General features: G+C 37.3%; 19 protein-coding genes. 17 read left to right on the top strand and 2 right to left on the bottom strand.

Features of this window, described 5'->3' with window-relative positions:
• Positions 1-5: 5 nt before the first annotated feature.
• The 5 genes from DW721_RS05140 to DW721_RS05120 all read left to right on the top strand — a co-directional run bounded on the left by DW721_RS05140 (position 6) and on the right by DW721_RS05120 (position 5,630).
• Complete coding sequence (locus DW721_RS05140) at positions 6-629, top strand: cell wall hydrolase (RefSeq protein ID WP_118745048.1); 624 nt, start codon at positions 6-8, stop codon at positions 627-629.
• A gap of 268 nt (positions 630-897) precedes the next feature.
• On the top strand, positions 898-2,385 hold the full coding sequence (thrC, locus tag DW721_RS05135) for a threonine synthase (RefSeq protein ID WP_022015059.1): 1,488 nt from the start codon (positions 898-900) through the stop codon (positions 2,383-2,385).
• Between the two features lie 191 nt (positions 2,386-2,576).
• A complete protein-coding gene (rpsB, locus tag DW721_RS05130) occupies positions 2,577-3,299 on the top strand; it encodes a 30S ribosomal protein S2 (RefSeq protein WP_118745047.1) in 723 nt (240 codons plus the stop codon).
• Between the two features lie 27 nt (positions 3,300-3,326).
• A complete protein-coding gene (gene tsf, locus DW721_RS05125; RefSeq protein WP_022015057.1) occupies positions 3,327-4,259 on the top strand; it encodes a translation elongation factor Ts in 933 nt (310 codons plus the stop codon).
• A 213-nt stretch (positions 4,260-4,472) separates the two neighbouring features.
• Positions 4,473-5,630, top strand: a complete 1,158-nt coding sequence (locus tag DW721_RS05120; protein WP_118745046.1) for a M20 family metallopeptidase — start codon at positions 4,473-4,475, stop codon at positions 5,628-5,630.
• Positions 5,631-5,975: 345 nt separating this feature from the next.
• Here DW721_RS05120 and DW721_RS05115 read toward each other — a convergent pair whose 3' ends face one another.
• Positions 5,976-7,754, bottom strand: a complete 1,779-nt coding sequence (locus DW721_RS05115; protein WP_118745045.1) for a bifunctional homocysteine S-methyltransferase/methylenetetrahydrofolate reductase — start codon at positions 7,752-7,754, stop codon at positions 5,976-5,978.
• 398 nt (positions 7,755-8,152) lie between these two features.
• On the opposite strand from DW721_RS05115, the gene purM reads away from it, so the two are divergent.
• The 9 genes from purM (at position 8,153) to DW721_RS05075 (ending at position 17,907) form a co-directional block, all read left to right on the top strand.
• Positions 8,153-9,181, top strand: a complete 1,029-nt coding sequence (gene purM, locus DW721_RS05110) for a phosphoribosylformylglycinamidine cyclo-ligase (RefSeq protein WP_118498942.1) — start codon at positions 8,153-8,155, stop codon at positions 9,179-9,181.
• A gap of 117 nt (positions 9,182-9,298) precedes the next feature.
• Positions 9,299-9,937: a phosphoribosylglycinamide formyltransferase gene (gene purN, locus DW721_RS05105; RefSeq protein ID WP_118745044.1), complete on the top strand. Its 639-nt coding sequence runs from the start codon at positions 9,299-9,301 to the stop codon at positions 9,935-9,937.
• A 53-nt stretch (positions 9,938-9,990) separates the two neighbouring features.
• The gene (purD, locus tag DW721_RS05100; RefSeq protein WP_118745043.1) at positions 9,991-11,268 is read left to right on the top strand and encodes a phosphoribosylamine--glycine ligase; all 1,278 of its coding nucleotides are present in this window, start codon (positions 9,991-9,993) and stop codon (positions 11,266-11,268) included.
• Positions 11,269-11,405: 137 nt separating this feature from the next.
• Complete coding sequence (glyA, locus tag DW721_RS05095) at positions 11,406-12,647, top strand: serine hydroxymethyltransferase (RefSeq protein WP_022015050.1); 1,242 nt, start codon at positions 11,406-11,408, stop codon at positions 12,645-12,647.
• A gap of 206 nt (positions 12,648-12,853) precedes the next feature.
• Positions 12,854-13,513 (top strand): lactate utilization protein, encoded by a 660-nt coding sequence (locus tag DW721_RS05090; RefSeq protein WP_055941910.1) that lies wholly within the window; start codon positions 12,854-12,856, stop codon positions 13,511-13,513.
• 94 nt (positions 13,514-13,607) lie between these two features.
• Positions 13,608-14,651, top strand: coding sequence for a [FeFe] hydrogenase H-cluster radical SAM maturase HydE (hydE, locus tag DW721_RS05085; RefSeq protein ID WP_055941912.1), 1,044 nt, complete (start codon positions 13,608-13,610; stop codon positions 14,649-14,651).
• Positions 14,652-14,744: 93 nt separating this feature from the next.
• Entirely contained in the window at positions 14,745-14,894 is a 150-nt protein-coding gene (locus tag DW721_RS16035; protein ID WP_156335797.1) for a hypothetical protein, read from the top strand.
• Positions 14,895-14,980: 86 nt separating this feature from the next.
• Positions 14,981-17,092 carry a DNA topoisomerase gene (locus tag DW721_RS05080; protein WP_118745042.1) on the top strand — a complete coding sequence of 704 codons (2,112 nt, stop codon included), beginning with the start codon at positions 14,981-14,983 and terminating at the stop codon, positions 17,090-17,092.
• A gap of 146 nt (positions 17,093-17,238) precedes the next feature.
• Positions 17,239-17,907 carry a UDP-N-acetylglucosamine pyrophosphorylase gene (locus DW721_RS05075; RefSeq protein ID WP_118745041.1) on the top strand — a complete coding sequence of 223 codons (669 nt, stop codon included), beginning with the start codon at positions 17,239-17,241 and terminating at the stop codon, positions 17,905-17,907.
• A gap of 190 nt (positions 17,908-18,097) precedes the next feature.
• Here the strand turns inward: DW721_RS05075 and DW721_RS05070 are convergent, their stop codons facing one another.
• Entirely contained in the window at positions 18,098-18,589 is a 492-nt protein-coding gene (locus DW721_RS05070) for a Rho termination factor N-terminal domain-containing protein (protein ID WP_022014140.1), read from the bottom strand.
• A 281-nt stretch (positions 18,590-18,870) separates the two neighbouring features.
• Here DW721_RS05070 and DW721_RS05065 point away from each other — a divergent pair, with 281 nt between their 5' ends.
• From DW721_RS05065 to DW721_RS05055, 3 genes are all read left to right on the top strand, one after another.
• Positions 18,871-20,835 carry an aryl-sulfate sulfotransferase gene (locus DW721_RS05065; RefSeq protein ID WP_118745040.1) on the top strand — a complete coding sequence of 655 codons (1,965 nt, stop codon included), beginning with the start codon at positions 18,871-18,873 and terminating at the stop codon, positions 20,833-20,835.
• A gap of 215 nt (positions 20,836-21,050) precedes the next feature.
• Entirely contained in the window at positions 21,051-21,758 is a 708-nt protein-coding gene (locus DW721_RS05060) for a hypothetical protein (RefSeq protein WP_022014142.1), read from the top strand.
• A gap of 21 nt (positions 21,759-21,779) precedes the next feature.
• Positions 21,780-22,790 (top strand): GGGtGRT protein, encoded by a 1,011-nt coding sequence (locus tag DW721_RS05055; protein ID WP_055941923.1) that lies wholly within the window; start codon positions 21,780-21,782, stop codon positions 22,788-22,790.
• The last annotated feature ends 61 nt before the right edge of the window (positions 22,791-22,851 follow it).

Raw genomic sequence — 22,851 nt, 5'->3', positions numbered from 1 at the left:
TTTATATGTATAATAACAAAATATATATTATGATAATGGCTGGCAGTATGACTATGGGATTATTAAATTCAAGCGATTGCCTTTCTAAAACAATTAAAGAAAACAATGTTGTGATAATGTCAGAAAATGAATATGGCATAAAAAACAGAGCAAATATTAAAAAGATTTCAAATCTGAAACGGCTGCATGATGAAAGACTGAAAGCATACAGGGTAAAACAGATTAAAAAAGCCTGTGGCGTAAGCGTAACTGCAACTGACAGAAAAATTCTTGAGAGGATAGTTGAAGCAGAAGCAGGTGGCGAGGACCATAAGGGTAAAGTGCTTGTCGCAAATGTTGTTTTAAACAGAGTTAAAAATAAATCATTTCCATCAACGATAAAAGATGTAGTTTTCGCACACAGAGGTGGGACATACCAGTTCTCGCCAATAATGGACGGAAGATATTATACAGTAAATGTATCTGATGATACAAAAAGTGCCGTAAAAGATGCCTTAGCAGGTGTAGACCATTCGGCGGGTGCATTGTACTTTATGGAACGGGCACTTGCTGACAAAGGTAATGTATCATGGTTTGACAGATGCCTTACAAGACTGTTTAGGTATCACTGTCATGAATTTTATAAGTAAATACAACTTTATGTACTGGAAAGCAAAGATATGACAAGATAATAGAAAATCAATGTTTTTATATAGATAAAACAATGTTTATAAAGGAGTGGTGGGAAAATTAGTATGATAGTACATTGTAACATAAAAATATCTTGACATATAGTTAGAATATGTCAGAAACATTCTTGCAATAACTTATTTCATAATGTATAATATATCATTAAAAGACAAAAAGATAACTATTTAATGACTGTACTATATATGGTGCGGCGGAATGGAGGAAATAATGGAACTTATGTATCAGAGCACTCGAAGCGAGGGCACAAAGGTTACTGCATCACAGGCTATCTTAAAAGGTCTTGCGGATGACGGCGGACTTTTTGTACCTGTTAGTATTCCAAAACTTGATGTATCTTTAGAAGATATATCTAAGATGACATATCAGGAGACAGCATATGAAGTTATGAAGCTGTTTTTCACTGACTTTACGGAAAATGAATTAAAGACCTGCATCGAGAGAGCATATGATTCAAAGTTTGACACAAAAGAGATTGCTCCGCTAGTGAAAAAATCAGATGCGTACTATCTTGAGTTATTCCACGGTGCAACGATTGCCTTTAAAGATATGGCACTTTCAATACTGCCTCACCTTCTTACAACATCAGCTAAGAAAAACAATATCAAAAATGAGATTGTTATACTTACTGCTACTTCAGGAGATACAGGAAAGGCTGCTCTTGCCGGATTTGCAGATGTTGAGGGAACAAGTATTATCGTATTTTACCCTAAAAACGGCGTAAGCAAGATTCAGGAACGCCAGATGGTGACACAGAAAGGTGCAAACACAAAAGTTGTCGGCATCACAGGAAACTTTGATGATGCACAGAGTGGTGTTAAGGCAATGTTTAACAATAAAGAACTTGCAAAAGTGATGGACGGGCACGGATACCAGTTCTCATCTGCAAACTCTATCAACATCGGCCGTCTTGTACCACAGGTTGTTTACTATGTTTATTCATACACAAGACTTCTTGCAAACGGAGATATAAAGGCAGGAGAGAAAGTAAACTTTGTAGTACCTACAGGAAACTTTGGAAATATCCTTGCAGCTTTCTATGCTAAGAACATGGGGGTTCCTGTTGGAAAACTTATCTGTGCTTCAAATGAAAACAAAGTTCTTTACGATTTCTTTGAGACGGGTGTTTATGACAGAAACCGTGAGTTTATCCTTACTTCATCACCATCTATGGATATTCTTATCTCAAGCAACCTCGAAAGACTTATCTTTAGAATTGCCGGGGATGATGCCAAGAAGACAGCAGAAATGATGGATGCACTTAAGACAACAGGAAAATATACTATCACTGATGAAATGAAGGCAAAACTTGCTGATTTCACAGGCGGATGGGCGAGCGAAGAGGACACTGCAAAAGAGATAAAGAGAGTATTTGATGAGACAGGTTATGTAATGGATACTCATACGGCAGTTGCATCTTCCGTATATCATACATACAAAGAAAAGACAAACGATGATACAAAGACAATCATCGCGTCAACAGCAAGCCCATACAAGTTTGGCACAAGCGTTATGAGTGCCATCGACAAAAAGTATGAGGGAATGGACGATTTTGCACTTATCGACGAGCTTTGCAAAACATCAGGAGTTAAAATTCCAAATGCAGTTGAAGAAATCCGCACTGCTCCCGTTCTTCATGATACAGTATGTGAGACAGAGGATATGCAGAAAACAGTTGAGAAAATCTTAGGATTGTAAAAATATTACTTGCAAACCAAAAAATATTATGATATAGTAGGTATGTTGTGTGCATTGTCGCATGACATACCTATTAATTTATTATCAATCACATATGCGGATTTCGTATCGGTGCCTTGACATAGTAACGCCATGTCAAAGGTCTTATGTTTGGAAGCATATGGAAGAAGAAAAACCATGGAGGTACAATTATGAGCGTTATTTCAATGAAACAGTTACTTGAAGCAGGTGTTCACTTTGGACATCAGACAAGAAGATGGAACCCTAAAATGGCTGAGTACATCTACACAGAGCGTAATGGTATTTATATCATCGACTTACAGAAATCTGTAGGTAAAGTAGATGAAGCTTACAATGCTGTTAAAGACATCGTTGCAAACGGTGGTTCTATCCTTTTCGTAGGAACAAAGAAACAGGCACAGGATTCTATCAAGACAGAAGCTGAGCGTTGTGGAATGTATTATGTAAACGAGAGATGGCTTGGTGGTATGCTTACAAACTTCAAGACAATCCAGACTCGTATCAAGAGATTAAAAGAGATCGAGACTATGTCTGAAGATGGTACATTTGATGTTCTTCCTAAGAAGGAAGTTATCCTTATCAAAAAAGAGTGGGATAAACTTGAGAAGAACCTCGGCGGTATCAAAGATATGAAGAAGCTCCCTGACGCTATCTTTGTAGTAGATCCAAAGAAAGAAAGAATCTGTATTCAGGAAGCACATACACTTGGTATTCCTCTTATCGGTATCGCAGATACAAACTGTGATCCGGAAGAACTTGACTATGTTATCCCAGGTAACGATGATGCTATCAGAGCCGTTAAACTTATCGTTTCTAAGATGGCTGACGCAGTTATCGAAGCTAACCAGGGTGAGTCTATGGCAGAAGAAGCAGCTGAGGAAGTTGACGCATAATCAAATTTTAAATAGGAGGATTCTAAAATGGCAATTACAGCTAAACAGGTTAAAGAGTTAAGAGAAATGACTGGTGCCGGAATGATGGATTGTAAGAAAGCACTCGGTCAGACTGACGGAGATATGGACAAGGCAGTAGAGTGGCTTAGAGAGAACGGTCTTGCTAAGGCTGCTAAAAAGTCTGGTCGTATCGCTGCAGAAGGTATCGTTGCAGTTGATGTTTCAGAAGATGGAAAGACAGCTTCTATCGTAGAAGTAAACTCTGAGACAGACTTCGTTGCTAAGAACGAAAAATTCCAGGATTATGTTGCAGAAGTTGCAGCACAGGCTAAGACAACATCAGCAGCAGATATCGATGCTTTCCTTGCTGAGCCTTGGGCACTTGACACAAGCGTTACGGTAGATGAGAAGCTTAAAGCTATGATCGCTGTTATCGGTGAGAACATGAACATTCGTCGTTTCGCTAAGATTGAGACAGAGGGAACAGTAGTTTCTTATATCCATGCAGGCGGAAAGATTGGTGTTTTAGTTGAAGCTGACACAGCCAATGCAACTGACGCAGTTAAAGAGTGCTTAAAGAATGTAGCTATGCAGATCGCTGCATTAAATCCAAAGTATCTTTCATCTGATGATGTAGATGCTGAGTACAAAGAGCATGAGAAGGAAATCCTTCTTGCACAGGCTAAGAACGATCCTAAGAATGCTAACAAGCCTGATGAAATCATCGAGAAGATGATTACAGGTCGTCTTAACAAAGAGCTTAAAGAAGTTTGCCTTCTTGAGCAGGAATATGTTAAGGCTGAAAACAAAGAGAATGTTAAGAAGTATGTAGAGAGCGTTGCTAAGGCTGAGGGCGTAAGCATCAACCTTAAGAGCTTTGTTCGTTTTGAGACTGGTGAAGGTCTTGAGAAGAAGGAAGAAGACTTCGCAGCAGAAGTTGCAGCTCAGATGGGCAACTAATCTCATATTTTGAATGTCAGATGCTTCGCTATTTGCGAATGTCTGTTTTAATCATAATTTAAAAAAACCCTATAGGTGTTGGAAAAATCTGATACTTATAGGGTTCTTTCTTAATTAGCATTTTTTAATTACAGCAGCAATAACCTGAATGTGAGTCAGACTAATGAGACTGAAAGTGATAACAATAAGGCTAAAATATAAACGAGGACTAGAATGAAAACAACAAAATTTAAGGATTATCAAAATGAAATAGTGGAACTCAGACGATATTTTCATGCACACCCGGAACTCAGCTTAAAAGAATATTCAACTGCCGACTATATAGAAAAATATTTAAATAAAAATGGAATTGTAACGAAAAGAATAGGGGAGTGTGGCATAACTGCCGTTATATACTCTAAAAATCCAGGTGCAAAAGTCGTAGCAGTGCGTGCTGAAATGGATGCGATAGCTGTCAAAGAAGAAAATGATATTGAATATAAAAGTCTGAATAAAGAAGTATCACACGCTTGCGGTCATGACGCTATAATGGCGTGTGCACTTGTACTTGCAAAAATATGTAACGAAAATAAATCCGAATTAAAAAATACGATAAAATTTATATTTCAGCCTGCCGAGGAAAATGGAGAAGGAACAGATATAATGCTTAACGGTGGTGTTATGAAATCACCTGATGTAGATTACTTTATAATGTTTCATTTTGTAAATGATGCCCCATATGGAATGGAAGTGCAATATGGCTCTGCATCTGCTGCCATCGGAAAAATGGAAGTGGCAATAAAAGGTAAATCTGCACACTGGTGTAACTCGGATAAAGGCACTGATGCGATTGTGGCATCAAGTGAATTTATATTAAAATTAAACGAACTAAACAGCACATACACCTCAGACCTGCCATTTATAATGGGGATAGGAACGATAAACGGCGGTTCGGCAAAAAATGTTATCGCATCAGATGTTTATATGGAGGGAACACTCAGAGCGGCAAAACCCGAAGATTATCACAAATTATACAATATTATCTTTGACATTGCATCACAGATTGAAGAAAAATATAATGTAAAAGTAGAAATGGATATAACAAAAGAGCCGATACCACCTATAATAAACGACAAATATCTTGTAGACACCACACTGGAATGTGGCAGTAAAATTTGGAACAAAAACTGCCGGCTGGTAGACAAACACTTTCTGTCCGGGGACAGTGCAGCATACTACTTTAATTATGCAAAAGGAGTATTCATCGTATTTACGGCAGAAATCGAAAAAGAAACAAATTATCCTATACATAATGGAAAATTTAATATGGACGAAAGCAGATATTATGATGTAGTAAAAACACTTTATTCTCTGATTGAAAAAATAAAATAAAAAATTGACTTTTTTTCATTTTCACTTGTATATAAAGTGAAAGGAGGCATAATATGAAGTCAAAAATGAGTGCTCATGAATTTGAAATAATGTACGATAAATATAAAAATTTATTGTATAGGATTGCTTTTACTTATCTAAAAGGCAATGTTTAAAACTAACAACTATCATTACACAGAAAAAATAGAAGTACCTTTTCTAAACGAATGGCGTTAGAACATAGTCAGTACTTAAGGTGTGTATTTGACACCTTTATGTACTGCTACGATGTTCTCCGAAACGCAAGTTGTCCATGAGTTAGAAAAAGGTACTTCTATTTTTTCGTCAAACTTTATTCAAGCAAGGTTACCCCAAAATCCTATTGAGAAGATAAACTCTGTTGAACGGAAAACTGAAATAATAACCATCCGCAAAATCATCAATATAGGATATTATCTCTTTTGCAAGTTCCACGGCAACTTTTTCGCCGTCCTCCTTTGAGCCGTTTTCAGGATATCGGTTTACTATCTCATCGGTCACATTTATACCTGCAATCTCATTTTTCATAAAGAGAGCATTTCTGCGGCTTATAAGCGGCATTATACCTGCAAATATACAAGCACCTGTTTCCTCCTTGATTTTTCTGAGTCTGTCGGCTTCTTCTTTTGAAAATACAGGCTGGGTAAGGAAGAAGCTTGCACCTGCGTCCATTTTTCTCTTTGTAGTGTTTATTATTGATTCGAGATTTATGAGGTTCTGGTTTATTGCACCACCATAGTTTAATGGATTTTCATTAAATACTTCCCTGTTCATTTCCTGAGCAATCTTCATAAGACCTACCGAACTGAAATTAAATACGGATTTGACAAGATCTCTCGCTGATGCAGGTACAGGATCGCCTGTTATGATAAGGAAATTTTTAATGTCATTTATCTTTGCACCCATAAACATTGCCCTCATGGCAAATGCATTTTTGTCACGACAGCATACATGAGGCATTACATCGATACCAGTTTCCCTGTAAACTTTTGCTGCCATAAGGACAGAATCGACTCTTGTTCTTCCTGACGGAGAATCCGGAAATGTAAGTACATCAACACCTGCATTTTTAAGATAATGTGCGGATTCAAGAAGTTTCTCATCATCAGTGTTAAAAGGTGGTATAAGTTCAACGGCGATAAATTTTTTGTCTTTCTTTCTGCCGTTCTCATCATATAAAAAGCCGCATCTTTTTGAAACTTTTTCATCAGCCGCATCTGTTTTTTGTATCTTTTTATCAGCCTTTATATCCATGCTCATAATGTCATAAAGAGACTTTATAAACTCAGGGGAAGTCCCACAGCAGCCGCCTATTATATCTGCACCGAGTGAGAGCAGTTCCTTTGTCTTTTCAGCAAAATACTCAGGATGGCTGTTAAATTCCATTCTGTTTCTTGTAAGTACAGGATAGCCTGCATTTGGTATTGCGATAAGCACTTTGTCTTCGGGAAGTTTGATTTTTTCAAGTATATTATACATATGATAAGGTCCGATGCCGCAGTTTAATCCGACAGCATCAACGCCATCGACAGCACATATGTCATTTATAAGATTTTTTGCACTAAGTCCTGATGCACTGTAGCCAAGCTGATTTACGGAGAAAGATACCATTATAAAAAGACCAAGTTCTTTCTTTATCTTAGGTATCACATCCGCAAGGACATCAAGACTCATAAATGTCTCAAACTGTATTATCTCAATCCCTTCATCCGCAAATGTCTTTGCTATATTAAAATATTCATTTATAAGATTTTCATTGGAAACACCTGATACCGTCGAGACAGGACCTATATCACCGGCTATAAATATATCTTTCTTTCCTGAAAGTTTGACTGCTATCTTGGCGAGTGAAACTGCTTCTTTGATATTGTCTTCTACAAAAGAAAAGTCTTTCTGCATAGACATAGTATTTGTCGCAAATGTATTTGTTCTTATAAGATTTGCTCCTGCATCCAGATAGGAAGAATGAATGTTTGTCACTCTGTCCTTATGATATATATTTGCATATTCAGGGGCTTCGTTTGTGTGGTATTTTTCTGCATAGTATGTTCCAAAAGAACCGTCTGCTAAAATATTGTGTGTTTTTATATAATCTTTAAAATTCATCAATTCCTCATTTCTGCCGATATTACCGCCTGCTGTCTATTCTTGTGATTCAGCCGTATAATTATTACCGTGCATTTTAGTAATTTTAAGCTGAGATTAAAAGATGTTTTTTCCTCAACCGGTGTCCTTAAAAAATTTTAGTTCTATGTTTTACAAAAGCATTATGATTTCTAAATCATTTAAGTTTTTTATGACAGGACAGTCTTGATTATACCTTTTTTCACATATAAAAACAAGTTTTTAAACTTTTTCAATAAATTTTCAATGACAAATGATAATATTTGTGATAAAATTTAAAATGTTTATAGTAATTTTGTAAAAAAATTTAATATTATTACAAAATATCTGATAAAAGAACTTGAAAATTTTATGTGCCGCAAGGCAGAATGGAGGCAATAATGGATTACAAAAACGCTGGAGTTGACATCGAAGCAGGCTACAAAGCTGTTGAACTCATGAAAAAACACATTGCAAGCACGATGAGGGATGAAGTGCTTACAGACATAGGTGGTTTTTCAGGTGCATTTTCTATGGAGGCTTTCAAGAACATGGAGCAGCCTACACTTGTATCAGGAACAGATGGCGTTGGTACAAAGTTAAAAGTAGCTTTTGAGATGGATAAGCATGATTCAGTTGGTATCGACTGTGTTGCAATGTGTGTAAATGACATTGCATGTGCAGGTGGTGAACCATTATTTTTCTTAGACTACATAGCATGTGGAAAAAATGAACCTGAAAAGATTGCGTCTATAGTAAGCGGTGTCGCTGAGGGATGCAGACAGTCAAATGCCGCACTCATCGGTGGTGAAACAGCAGAGATGCCTGGTTTTTATCCGGTAGATGAATATGACCTTGCAGGTTTTGCCGTAGGTGTAGTTGACCGTAAAAATATGATAACGGGCAAGTCAATCAAAGAGGGAGATGTACTTGTAGGTATCGCATCTTCAGGTATTCACAGCAATGGATATTCACTTGTAAGAAAAGTATTCCCTATGAAGAAAGAAAATCTTGCAGTAAGTTATGAATCACTTGGCGGAAAGACTTTAGGTGAAACTTTACTTACACCGACTATCATTTATGTAAAAGCACTTCGTTCTGTAAAAGAGGGCGGCGTTACGATAAAAGGATGCAGCCATATCACCGGTGGTGGATTTTATGAAAATATTCCTCGTATGCTTCACGATGGTGTTCGTGCACAGATAAAGGCTGACAGTTACGAGATACCACCTATTTTTGATATGCTTGCAAAAGACGGAGATATTGCAAAAGAAATGATGTATAATACATACAATATGGGTATCGGCATGATGCTTGCAGTTGATGCGGCAGACGCTGATAAGACTGTTGAACTTGTAAATAAGTCAGGGCAGAAAGCATTTATCGTCGGTGAGATTATTAAGGGTGAAAAAGGTGTTACATTAGTTTAATCACTATCAAGCAGGTATTAAGCGGATTGCGAATATTTGTTTTAATCACATTACCAGACAAAAGGCAAAAAGCGGATATATCGTATCCGCTTAATGCTTTATGAGGAGGTTTCATACATGAACGGACAGAAACAAAAGATTGCCGTATGTGTTTCAGGTGGAGGAACAAATCTCCAGGCTATTATTGACAAGATAAATGACGGTACTATCAAAAATACAGAAATATCAATAGTCATCAGCAACAAACCTGATGCTTACGCTTTAGAGCGTGCAAAAAAAGCAGGTATAGATGCCGTTTGCATCAGACCTAAGGATTATGAAAATCGAGATGATTTTGCGAATACAATGGTTGATACCCTAAAAAAACATGATATTGACCTGGTTGTTCTTGCCGGCTATCTTGTAATAGTCCCTGTAAAGATGATACATGAATATAGAAACAGGATAATAAATATACATCCGTCACTTATCCCGTCACATTGTGGTATGGGATATTACGGGCTTAAGGTACATGAGAGTGTACTTGCAACAGGCAATAAAGTTACAGGTGCAACGGTGCATTTTGTTGACGAAGAAGCAGACCACGGTCCTATCATATTGCAAAAAGCCGTTAAGGTACATGAAAATGATACACCTGAGATTTTGCAAAAGCGTGTTATGGAAGAAGCAGAATGGAATATCCTGCCTGAGGCCATTGAGCTGATAGGTGCTGGAAAAGTTAAAGTTGTTGACGGCATTGCACATATTGAAGAATAAACAGTTTTTATGTCTTTTTCAAAGAGTACATTGTGTAGAAATGGAGGATGATGATGAAAGTTCTTATAGTAGGAAGCGGTGGACGCGAGCACGCTATAGCATGGAGTGTATCGCAGAGTAAAAAAGTAGATAAGATTTATTGTGCACCGGGAAACGGTGGCATTTCGCAGATAGCTGAATGTGTTGATATTGCTGCAATGGAATTTGACAAACTTGCGGATTTTGCAGAGAAAAATGAGATAGACCTTACGATTATAGGTATGGATGATCCACTCGTAGGCGGTATCGTTGATGTTTTTGAAGAAAGGGGTCTCCGTGTATTCGGACCACGCAAAAACGCTGCTATCATTGAGGGCTCTAAGAGTTTTTCAAAAGATCTTATGAAAAAATACAATATTCCAACTTGTCATTATGAGACATTTAACTCGCCTGAGGAAGCTCTTTTATATCTCGAAAATGCAAGTTTTCCTATTGTTTTAAAAGCTGACGGTCTTGCACTCGGAAAAGGTGTGCTTATATGTCAGACGCTTGAAGAAGCAGAAGCCGGGGTCACAACACTCATGCTGGACAAACAGTTTGGTGAAGCAGGTGACACTATTGTAATAGAAGATTTTATGACAGGTCGTGAAGCATCTGTTCTCTGTTTCTGTGACGGTACTCATATCAAACCTATGACGAGTGCACAGGATCATAAGCGTGCTAAAGACGGGGATAAGGGATTAAATACCGGTGGAATGGGTACATTCTCACCAAGTCCTTTCTATACTGACGATGTAAAAGAATTCTGTGAAAAACATATCTATCAGCCGACAATGGATGCCATGAAAACAGAGGGCAGAGATTTTACAGGTATTTTATTTGTAGGACTTATGCTCACTGAGGACGGTCCTAAGGTTCTTGAGTATAATGCAAGATTTGGTGACCCTGAGGCACAGGTTGTGCTTCCTCGTATGGAAAATGATATTATTGATGTCATAGACGCCTGCATAGATGGAAGGCTTAACGAAATCGAACTTTCCTTTGAGGACAATGCGGCAGTATGCGTTGTTCTTGCATCTGACGGTTATCCTGAGCATTATGAAAAAGGAAAGCTTATCAAAGGTCTTGAAAATTTTGAAGGAAAAGACAAAGAGGGTTACTATGCATTCCATGCAGGTACAAAGAAAACAGATGAAGGCATCGTCACAAACGGCGGTCGTGTCATTGGAATAACAGCAAAAGGTGCAAACTTAAAAGAAGCCAGAGCAAATGCTTATAGGGCTACAGAGTGGGTTGACTTTGAAAATAAATATATGCGACACGACATTGGAAAAGCGATAGACGAAGCATAGACATAAATAATAAATTTTTATATAGCTGAAAAATAAATAATAATCAATAAATACAGATATTTACTGCATTAAAATATAACACCTGTTGTATATTTATGCTGAGATAAATATTAATATAACATAAGGAGGACATTTGAGTGTATTCATTTAGTGAAGTTCAGAATTATGATCCGGACCTGGCAAAAGCTATGGCGGACGAGACACAGAGACAGAGAGACAACATTGAGCTTATTGCATCAGAAAACCTTGTAAGCAAAGCTGTTATGGCAGCTATGGGAAGCACACTTACAAATAAGTATGCTGAGGGTTACCCTGGAAAAAGATATTATGGTGGATGTGAGCATGTAGATGTAGTCGAAGACCTTGCAAGAGACAGAGCAATGAAGCTCTTTGGATGTACTTATGCAAATGTTCAGCCACATTCAGGTGCACAGGCAAATATGACTGTATTCTTTGCACTTATGCAGCCGGGTGATACATTTATGGGAATGAACCTTGACCACGGCGGACATCTTACACATGGAAGCCCGGTAAACTTTTCAGGAAAATATTTTAACTGTGTACCTTATGGTGTAAACAGTGACGGATATATAGATTATGATGAAGTTGAGCGTATTGCAAAAGAGTGCAAACCAAAACTTATCGTTGCAGGTGCAAGTGCATATGCAAGAAAGATTGACTTTAAGAGATTTAGGGAAATCGCAGACGAAGTAGGTGCATATCTCATGGTAGATATGGCACATATCGCTGGTCTTGTTGCGGCAGGTTACCACGAAAGTCCGATCCCTTATGCTCATGTTACTACAACTACAACACATAAGACACTCCGTGGACCTCGTGGAGGTATGATTCTTTCAAGTAAGGAATTTGCTGAAGAGCATAAGCTTAACAAGGCATTATTCCCTGGAATACAGGGTGGTCCGCTCATGCATGTTATCGCTGCAAAGGCTGTATGTTTTAAAGAAGCCCTTGACCCGGCATTTAAAGAGTATGGAAAGAACATCATTGACAATGCACAGGCACTTGCAAACGGACTTATCAAGCGTGGCATCAAAATTGTATCAGGCGGTACAGACAATCATCTTATGTTAGTTGACCTTGCAGACAAGGGACTTACCGGAAAAGAAGTTGAGAAATGGCTTGACGCAGCTCATATCACTTGCAATAAAAACACTATTCCGGACGATCCTCAGTCACCTTTTGTAACAAGTGGTATCCGTCTTGGAACTGCTGCCGTGTCAACAAGAGGTTTTAATACTGATGATATGGATAAAGTTGCAGAGGCAATCGCACTTATCATTGATGATCATGAAGCAAATACTGAAAAAGCAACAGCTATCGTAAAGAGCCTTACAGACAAATATCCTCTTTACGAATAAAAAATTTTAGAACAAAGAGTCGCTTGCGACTCTTTCGCGCTTGAGCGGAATGTGTAGCATTTATTTCTTTTCCGCGAAATGCGCATCCTCACGGAGTGTTTTTTATGTTATAGCAAACGAGAAGTTTCCTATAACACAAAAATATATGTGGCTGTTCACACTTTATGAGTGTGGACAGCCACACTGATTGTAAGGAGGACAACGACATGGATGATTTAGAAATAGAACTTACTCCAAAACAGGAAAATTATCAAAATCTGGCTGAGACGATAATAAATAAGTTTAATACAAGAGGAATTGAGGGATACTATTGCATAGACAGAGAGGAGGCAAATGCAAAAGCAAAGCGTTTTCTGACTCCGGACAGCACTATATCATGGGGCGGTTCGATGACTCTCTCGGAGATTGGTCTTATAGATGACCTTAAAGAATCTGATGATTATATAATATACGACAGGGCAGATGCTAAGACACCGGAAGAAAAAAGAGAACTTTTTGGAAAAATAGTGACATCTGATTATTATTTTATGAGTTCAAATGCCGTAACAATGGATGGGGAACTTGTAAATATTGACGGAACAGGAAACAGGGTTGCCTGTCTTTGCCACGGACCTGAAAATGTTATTCTTATCGTAGGAATGAACAAAGTTGTAAAAAATGTTGAGGAGGCAATATCAAGAGTAAGAAATATTGCCGCACCGCCAAATGCAGTACGACTTTCAAAAAATACACCATGTTCAAAAATCGGAAGATGTGCAGACTGCCAGTCTGATGATTGCATCTGCTGTCAGACAGTAATAACAAGAAGATCTGCTATTCCGGGCAGAATAAAAGTTATACTTGTAGGCGAAGAACTTGGTTATTAGATTTTTAGCTGCACATACTTGACATAAATCTTATATGTGAAATATATTATATTTCGCACTATACACAAAAATGTGTGCAGAAATGGGGAGTAATATGCTTCAAAAAGAATTGATAGATAAATTACACAAAAACAGTATATTATCTGCTGATGAATTTTATAAAATGCTTTCAGAGCATGATGAGGAAGATTCCGAATATCTTTTCGGTCTTGCCAGAAAAGTAAGAGAAAACATATATGGAAAAGATGTTTATATAAGAGGACTTATAGAATTCAGCAACTATTGTCGCAATGACTGCTATTATTGCGGTATCAGAAAAAGCAACACGAACGCATCAAGGTACAGACTTAGCGGGGATGAGATACTCGAATGTGCCGATGAGGGTTACAGGCTAGGATTTAGAACTTTTGTTCTTCAGGGCGGTGAAGATATGTTCTTTACTGCTGAAAAAATCGCTGATATAGTAAGAAATATAAAAAAGCGGCATAGTGATTGTGCAGTGACTTTATCGGTAGGAGAGAGGGACTACGACACCTATAAATACTGGTATGATGCAGGTGCAGACAGATACCTTTTAAGACATGAAACAGCTACGGATGAACACTATAGAAAACTTCATCCTGACGAACTTTCACTTGAAAATAGAAAAAAATGTCTTTTTGACTTAAAAGAGATAGGTTATCAGGTTGGTGCGGGATTTATGGTTGGTTCGCCTTATCAGACGACAGAGTATCTTGTAAATGACCTGTTATTTTTAAAGGAACTTAAGCCACATATGATAGGAATTGGTCCTTATATATCACAGCAGGACACTCCTTTTGCAGATATGGAAAACGGTACGCTCGAACAGACATTATTTCTTCTTGGAATACTAAGGCTTATGTTTCCGAATGTGCTTTTGCCATCGACAACAGCACTCGGAACGATAGCACCAAACGGAAGGGAACTTGGTCTTAAAGCCGGGGCAAATGTAGTCATGCCAAATCTTTCGCCTGTTTCAGTGCGTAAAAAGTACCAGCTATATGACAATAAGATATGTACAGGAGAGGAGTCGGCTCAGTGTGCCGGATGTTTAAGAAACAGGATTGAATCTGTCGGCTATGAAATGACTGTCAGCAGAGGAGATTATAAAATTTAAAAATAAACTGCTTTAAAAATTTATATTGTTATGTGCACCCATATATAGTACCAATTTTGACTTGCAAGGTCTGCACAGAAATGGAGGTTTATCATGGAAAAAGGAACACGAGTAAATGTAGAAATAAATGTCACAAAAATCGTTAAGTATGTATGTCTTGCCGGAGTTGCCATAGTAGCAGCGATATTCAGCCACAAAAGTTATACGGCTTTTTTAAATGACAGAAAGAATTGTGACAAATAAATGATTTTGCATTATATGTTGCACCACAGGTGTTTATGGTAACGCATTTGTCATAATGTCTAAAATAAAATTAAGGATAATTAGTAATGGGTAAAAATCTTTTTATAGCCGAGAAACCGAGTGTTGCAAAGGAATTTGCCAAAGTGCTCAATGTAAACGGAAACGCTTCTAAAGGCTATCTTGAGTCAGATAACAGTGTCGTAACCTGGTGCGTAGGTCATCTTGTTACGATGAGTTATCCTGAGGTCTACGATGCGGCACTTAAAAAATGGAGTTTTCAGACACTTCCGTTTATTCCGGAACATTTTTTATATGAGGTCATTCCCGGTGTTTCAAAACAGTTTAATATAGTAAAAGGTCTTTTAAACAGGGACGATGTATCCTGCATATATGTCTGTACCGACTCAGGAAGAGAAGGAGAATATATATATCGTCTTGTCGATGATATGGCAAAAGTGTCACCCGACAAAGAAAAAAGGCGTGTGTGGATAGACTCACAGACAGAGGAGGAGATTAAACGAGGTATAAAAGAAGCAAAACTTTTATCAGAATATGATAATCTTTCTTCAGCAGCATATCTGAGGGCAAAAAGCGATTATCTTATGGGTATCAACTTTTCAAGAGTTCTCTCACTCAAATATGGCAGAACGATAATGGACTATCTAAACAATGGTAAATGGTCTGCAGTATCTGTCGGCAGGGTTATGACATGCGTTCTCGGTATGGTAGTCAAGAGAGAGCGTGAGATAAGGGATTTTGTAAAGACTCCTTTTTACCGTGTTATCGGAAATTTTGGATATGAGAGGCAAAAATTTGACGGTGAATGGCGTGCCGTAAAAGGTTCACAGTATTTTGAATCGCATCTTTTATATAAAGAAAACGGCTTTAATAAAAAAGAAGATGCACAAAAGCTGATAGATGAATTAAAGATAGAGCCGCCTGCGGTAAAAGCAGTTATATGTAAAGCCGAAAAGAAAAAAGAGAAGAAAAATCCTCCTCTGCTTTTCAATCTTGCCGAATTGCAAAATACCTGTTCAAAACTTTTTAAGATAAGTCCCGATGAAACATTAAAGATAGTTCAGGAACTTTATGAAAAGAAGCTTGTTACATATCCGAGAACTGATGCAAGAGTGTTATCAACCGCAGTTGCAAAAGAAATACACAAAAATATCAGCGGTCTTAGAAACTATGCACTCGTAAGGGACATAGCTTCGGGAATACTTGAAGCACAGAGTTATAAAGGGATTGAAAAGACAAAATATGTCAATGACAAACAGATAACGGACCATTATGCCATCATACCTACAGGTCAGGGATTTAATGCATTAAACAGCGTAACCCAGACAGCAGCAAGGGTATATGAAGTAATTGTCAGACGATTTCTTTGTATTTTTTATCCGTCGGCAGAATATCTCAAGATAAATATTACTGCCGAAAGACTTAAAGAGTCATTTTTTGCAAGTTTTAAAATAATGACAAAAGAGGGGTATCTTGCTATTGCAAGTGCTTCTTTTGCAAAACAGAAACTTACGGATAAGCAGGCACAGACCACAGAAGGCAGTGCAGATGATGCGGCAGACAATGACAATAAACTTGACAAAAATGCCATTGAGAAGATAAAACAGTTAAAAAAAGGCATGGAGATAGACTTATTTTCGGCTGAGATTAAAGAAGGTGAGACTTCACCTCCAAAAAGATACAATTCAGGTTCAATGATACTTGCGATGGAAAATGCGGGGCAGCTTATCGAAGATGAGGACCTCAGGGCACAGATAAAAGGAAGTGGTATCGGTACGAGTGCAACAAGAGCTGAGATACTCAGCAAACTTGTCAATATCAAATATCTTTCTTTAAATAAAAAGACGCAGATTATAACACCGACGCTTCTTGGTGAGATGATATATGATGTTGTGTTTGCATCAATCCATGCACTTTTAAACCCGGAACTTACGGCAAGCTGGGAACTCGGTCTTACAATGGTTGCAGACGGCAAGATAACAGAAGAAGAGTATATGATGAAACTAAACAGCTTTATCACAAATCATGTGCAGAATGTAAAGAGCAAAAATTATCAAAATCTTTTCAAACCTTACTTTGATAAGGCGGCTGCAAATTATAAGACTTCAAAGAAAACTGCTAAGAAAACCACCGCAAAGTCCGGTACTGATAATTCAAAAACAAAGAATAAACAGGCATAATGAATGATATAAGAAATAAAAGCAGACAGCAATCCGTGGCATGATTTTGAACAAAATACTTTTTTGTGCAATAATCATATAATGCAATAAAATATATAGAGTAAATTGCTAATTTACAAATAAATTATGGAAATGAGGGAAATCATATGTACGAAAATTTAAAAAACAAAAACTTATTTAACTTCGATGAAACAATAGCCGCAGATATTTTTACGGATATTGATTTTCCGTGGGAGGTTCTTCCAAAGATAAAAGACTTTATAACGGGGCTTGGTGAGTCACTCTCACCTGATGATTATGACAAAAAAGGTGACAATGTATGGATAGCAAAGTCGGCAGCTATAGCACCTACCGCAACCATAAACGGACCCTGTATCATCGGAAAAGGTACGGAAGTAAGACCGGGTGCCTTTATCAGAGGTAATGCGATAATAGGAGAAAAATGTGTCGTAGGTAATTCTACAGAACTAAAAAATGTTATCCTTTTCAATAATGTGCAGGTGCCGCATTACAACTATGTGGGCGACTCAATCCTTGGCTACAAATCACATATGGGTGCAGGTTCAATTACATCAAATGTAAAATCAGACAAGACAAATATTGTCATCAAATATGAAGGTGACAAGATAGAAACAGGGCTTAAAAAGATGGGAGCCATTCTTGGAAATTATGTTGAGGTAGGCTGCAACAGCGTATTAAATCCGGGTACTATAATAGGAAGTAATACAAATATCTACCCTCTGTCAAGTGTAAGAGGATATGTTCCAAAAGGAAGTATCTATAAAAAACAGGGTGATATTGTAGAAAAAAGATAATCCATATATCAAATAGGAAGTATGTATTCGGATATAAAAAAAATAATAATAATGTATCTGAGTATAAAAAAGACACGATTAGAAATAGTTTACCTGAGTAAACAAAAAGAACACGATTTAAAATATAGACCGTGTTCTTTTTATGCATAGGAAAATTCTCGTTGGCAAAATGCTGATTTTGCTCTTTTTATTAAGCTGTTTTTCCGCAGCATTTTTTATATTTTTTACCGCTTCCGCAAGGGCATTTATCATTTGGATAAATCTTTTTTATCTGCATAAAACTGTTAGGTGTATTTGAAGGAGGTATCGGCATATCGTCAGGAATTACATTTGCAACAAGTGGTGCAACTCCAAATAAACGGTTTTTAAGTTTGATAACACCGTCATCGTCTGCACCATTTTCCGTTGCAGCTTTATTATCTGCTGCAGCAACATTGTTTTCATCCTTTGCAATAGCTGCAACCATATTTGCTGCCGTACTCTGTATATTGTCATTTACGCTGTTTTTAATCTCATCAGGCAGATCAAGTGTCGATACATCAACATTTGCAAGTCTTGAAATAATAGTATCAATAAGCTCTGCTTTCTTTAATTTTGAATAACCCTTAACTCCAGAATTTTTGGCAAATTCCTTAAGCTCTGTCACCTTATAACTATCAAGTATTTCATTAAGATTTTTCATTTTAATATTCCTCCGTACATTGTATGGATATAATTAACCAAGTAAATACTATTATATCAAACAGAAGCTTACAAATTCAATGCAATTATGTTACAAAGTTTTGTATAAAAACAATAATGGACTATAGATATTATACAAAATAAATATAACAGTGTAAAAAAATGGCAGAAATAACACTTTTTTGCAAAAAAAATGACATATTTGTATTTTAATATTAAAATCAGCATAAATCTTAATAAAATCTTAAGATTATGACTTGAACTATAAACAAGGATGGAAATATGAAAACGATAAACAAATTATTGGCACCTATCAAGAAAAAAACAATGAACGCACTTGTAGCTAATTATAAATGGCTTGAAAAACAGGTTCGGGCAAACAATGTCACTTATAATAACATAAGTAATAACTATGAAACAAATATAGATACAAAATCAGAAATTGCTGCAATATCATCTTATAAAAGAGAAGTAGCGATAAACGAGATATTAAAAAGCAAAGAATATGATTTCGATAATATGCTTGTCATCAAAAATCCGCATCGTATTGCACCGTTATCTGCACTTGCATTATTTGTGACGGATATGTCCTGTAAAGTTCAATATACCATAGCCGGCAAAAGAGGGAGTGACGACTACACGGTATGTGATGAGATAATGACTAAATATCACAGGGTTCCATTATTAGGATTATATGAAAATTCAGTAAATATTATTATCGTAAGGCTTCTCGATGAAAACGACAGCATAATTGCGTCAAAGAAATTACGCATTATCATAAGAGGTCTTGATAAACCGGTTCACAATGCCGTAAAACTTTCAAACAGCACACAGCCATTGTCAAAAGATTTTATTTTTGTTTCAGGCGGGTATCATGGCGGTGTTTATGCATTTGATAAAAAAGGAAATATCCGATTTGCACTCAATAAAATTCCTCAGTATTGTGGTGTATATCTTTTTAAAGACGGACGCTTTTTATTCCCTGAAAAGCATATGAGGAGACCTGCATGGGGAAATGCAAATACAGTTGTAATGCATGAAATGGATATGATGGGCAGGGTTTACCGTACTTATTATGATAAAAAGGGACTTCATCACTGGGCGATAGAAAAAGAGCCGGGTGGAAACATACTTGCACTTTCAAGTTCTACGGATGATACATTTATGGAGAATGAGATAGTTGAGATAGACAGATTTACCGGCGAGGCAGTAAAAGAGATAAATATGAATAAGCTTCTTCCGGAAAAATACATTACAAGAAATGACTGGGCACATATAAATTCAATAGAATATATTGCCAAGGATGATTCTGTTGTCATTTCAATGCGTAATGTCCACACTATCGCAAAGATAAGTCTTGAGAAAAGCGAACTTGTCTGGATTTTAACAAACCCTAAATTTTACAAGGAAACTAATGTTGAGGACAAAGTCCTTAAACCGGAGGGTGATATAAAATGGTTCTTCCAGCAGCACGCTATCCAGATAGTTCACGATGAAAAAAATAAGGACGGCAGACTTCACATAATGCTTTTTGACAATCATACGGCAAACAGAAGACCTGTCAAATGGTTTGATAAAGAAAAAAAATCAAATATCATGTTCTTTACTATAGATGAGAAAAATATGACAGTCACACAGGATAAATATATCCCTGTTCCTTTAAGTGTTACAAGGTCAAATGAGGAATATGATACAAAGACAGGAAAAGTATTTGCCATGTGTGCAAATCTTAAACCGCCTATTGACGGCTATAACGGAAAAATATATGAAATAGATTACAATACGGGTGAGATTACAAATGAATTTTCATCTGAGCTGGATTATTTCAGTGCACATTCAATAGAATTTAACATAAATGATATGGCGAAACCGTTAGATTTTTCTAAAGATATGGTAGTCGGTGAGCTGTATGCACCTGTAAAAGCTGAAGGAAATGCTGAGGACTTTACCAAACTGTTAGATTTTGATGATATTGAAAATAATGACGATAAACCACAGATTTGTATGTATGGTGAATTATTACAGATAAGAGCACTTGACCATAAACTTGAAAAGATATATCTGTATAATGAAAATGACATATATATACAGGACTTTACGGATTCGGAGCAGACTATTGAAGTATTTGGAACACAGCATTATTATATGAGTATGCCGCTTATGGCAATAGCTCACGGAAATTATAAACTTGCAATAAAGCACAACGGAAAGCTTTATGACACACACAAATATATAAACATATTTTAGATATGATAAAAGCCGGGATAATTGATAACTGACTATCAATTATTGCCGGTTTTTGCTGTCTCTACCGTCTTATTCAATAAAATCTTGCAATATCTGAAATTTTTTGACAAAATTTTTCAAAAAGGTATAGACTTCACAATCAATTTATGCGAAAATATAGTTTAGGACTGCGGATAATGTCGCAGATAATAAGCATTATTGAAAGGAGCAAGAACATGATTTATTCACAGGAAGTAGAAAACATGTGCCCAGTAGCTCAGGGAGTACACCATGGTTGTGCACCAATCCCAGAAGAAGCAAAATGGGTTAAGGCAAAAGAAGTAAAGGATATTTCCGGCTTTACACATGGTGTAGGCTGGTGTGCACCACAGCAGGGTGCGTGCAAACTTACTCTCAATGTTAAGGAAGGTATTATACAGGAAGCTTTAGTTGAGACTATCGGATGTTCAGGAATGACACATTCAGCAGCTATGGCATCTGAAATTCTTCCGGGACTTACAGTAATGGAAGCATTAAACACAGACTTAGTTTGTGATGCTATCAATACAGCTATGAGAGAGCTTTTCCTTCAGATCGTTTATGGTCGTTCGCAGAGTGCTTTCTCTGAGGATGGACTTGCTATCGGTGCCGGTCTTGAAGATCTTGGTAAGGGACTTCGCTCACAGGTTGGTACTATGTATGGTACATTAAAGAAAGGTCCTCGTTACTTAGAGATGGCTGAGGGTTATGTTACAGCTATCGCATTAGATGAAGATGACCTTATCATTGGTTACAAATTCGTCAGCCTTGGAAAAATGACAGACTTCATCAAAAAAGGTGATGATCCTAACACAGCTTGGGAAAAAGCTTGTGGACAGTATGGCCGTGTTGACGACGCTGTTAAGCTTATCGACCCAAGAACAGATGAAGAGATCGCAAAATAATATAAAGGAGGCAAACGAACAATGGCATTATTTGAATCATATGAAAGAAGAATTGATAAAATCAATAGCGTTTTAAACAGCTATGGTATCGCTTCTATTGAAGAAGCTGAAAAGATTACTAAAGATGCTGGATTAAATGTATATGACCAGATTAAAGGCATTCAGCCAATCTGTTTTGAGAACGCCTGTTGGGCATATATAGTTGGTGCAGCTATCGCAATCAAAAAAGACTGCCGTCGTGCAGCAGACGCAGCAGCAGCAATCGGTGAAGGATTACAGGCATTTTGTATCCCTGGTTCAGTTGCAGATACACGTAAAGTTGGTCTTGGACATGGTAACTTAGGAAAAATGCTCCTTGAAGAAGAGACAGAGTGTTTCGCATTCCTTGCAGGACATGAGTCATTCGCCGCAGCAGAAGGTGCTATCGGTATCGCTGAGAAAGCAAACAAGGTTCGTAAGAAACCTCTCCGTGTTATCCTTAACGGTCTTGGAAAAGACGCTGCTCAGATCATTTCCCGTATCAACGGATTCACATTTGTTGAGACAGAGTATGATCCATACACAAACACAGTAAAAGAAGTATTCCGTAAGTCTTATTCAGACGGACTTCGTGCAAAAGTAAACTGCTATGGTGCAAACGATGTTTGCGAAGGTGTAGCTATCATGCACAAAGAGGGTGTTGATGTATCTATCACAGGTAACTCAACAAACCCAACTCGTTTCCAGCATCCTGTTGCAGGTACATACAAGAAAGAATGTATCGAGCAGGGTAAGAAATACTTCTCAGTTGCTTCAGGCGGTGGTACAGGACGTACACTCCATCCTGATAACATGGCTGCAGGTCCTGCATCTTATGGTATGACAGATACATTAGGAAGAATGCATTCAGACGCTCAGTTCGCCGGATCATCTTCAGTACCTGCCCATGTTGAGATGATGGGTCTTATCGGTGCCGGAAATAACCCTATGGTTGGTATGACAGTTGCAGTTGCAGTATCTATTCAGGAAGCTGCTGACGCTGGTAAATTCTAATAAACCATAAATAAACTTTAGTGTTTTGGGAGTCCTCAGAGTTTTTGAGGGCTCTCTTTTT

The organism is Clostridium sp. AM27-31LB (genome assembly GCF_003480745.1).
In the GTDB taxonomy this organism is placed as follows: Bacteria; Bacillota; Clostridia; order Lachnospirales; family Lachnospiraceae; genus Butyribacter; species Butyribacter intestini.
This window is presented reverse-complemented; position numbering and strand designations above follow the sequence as displayed.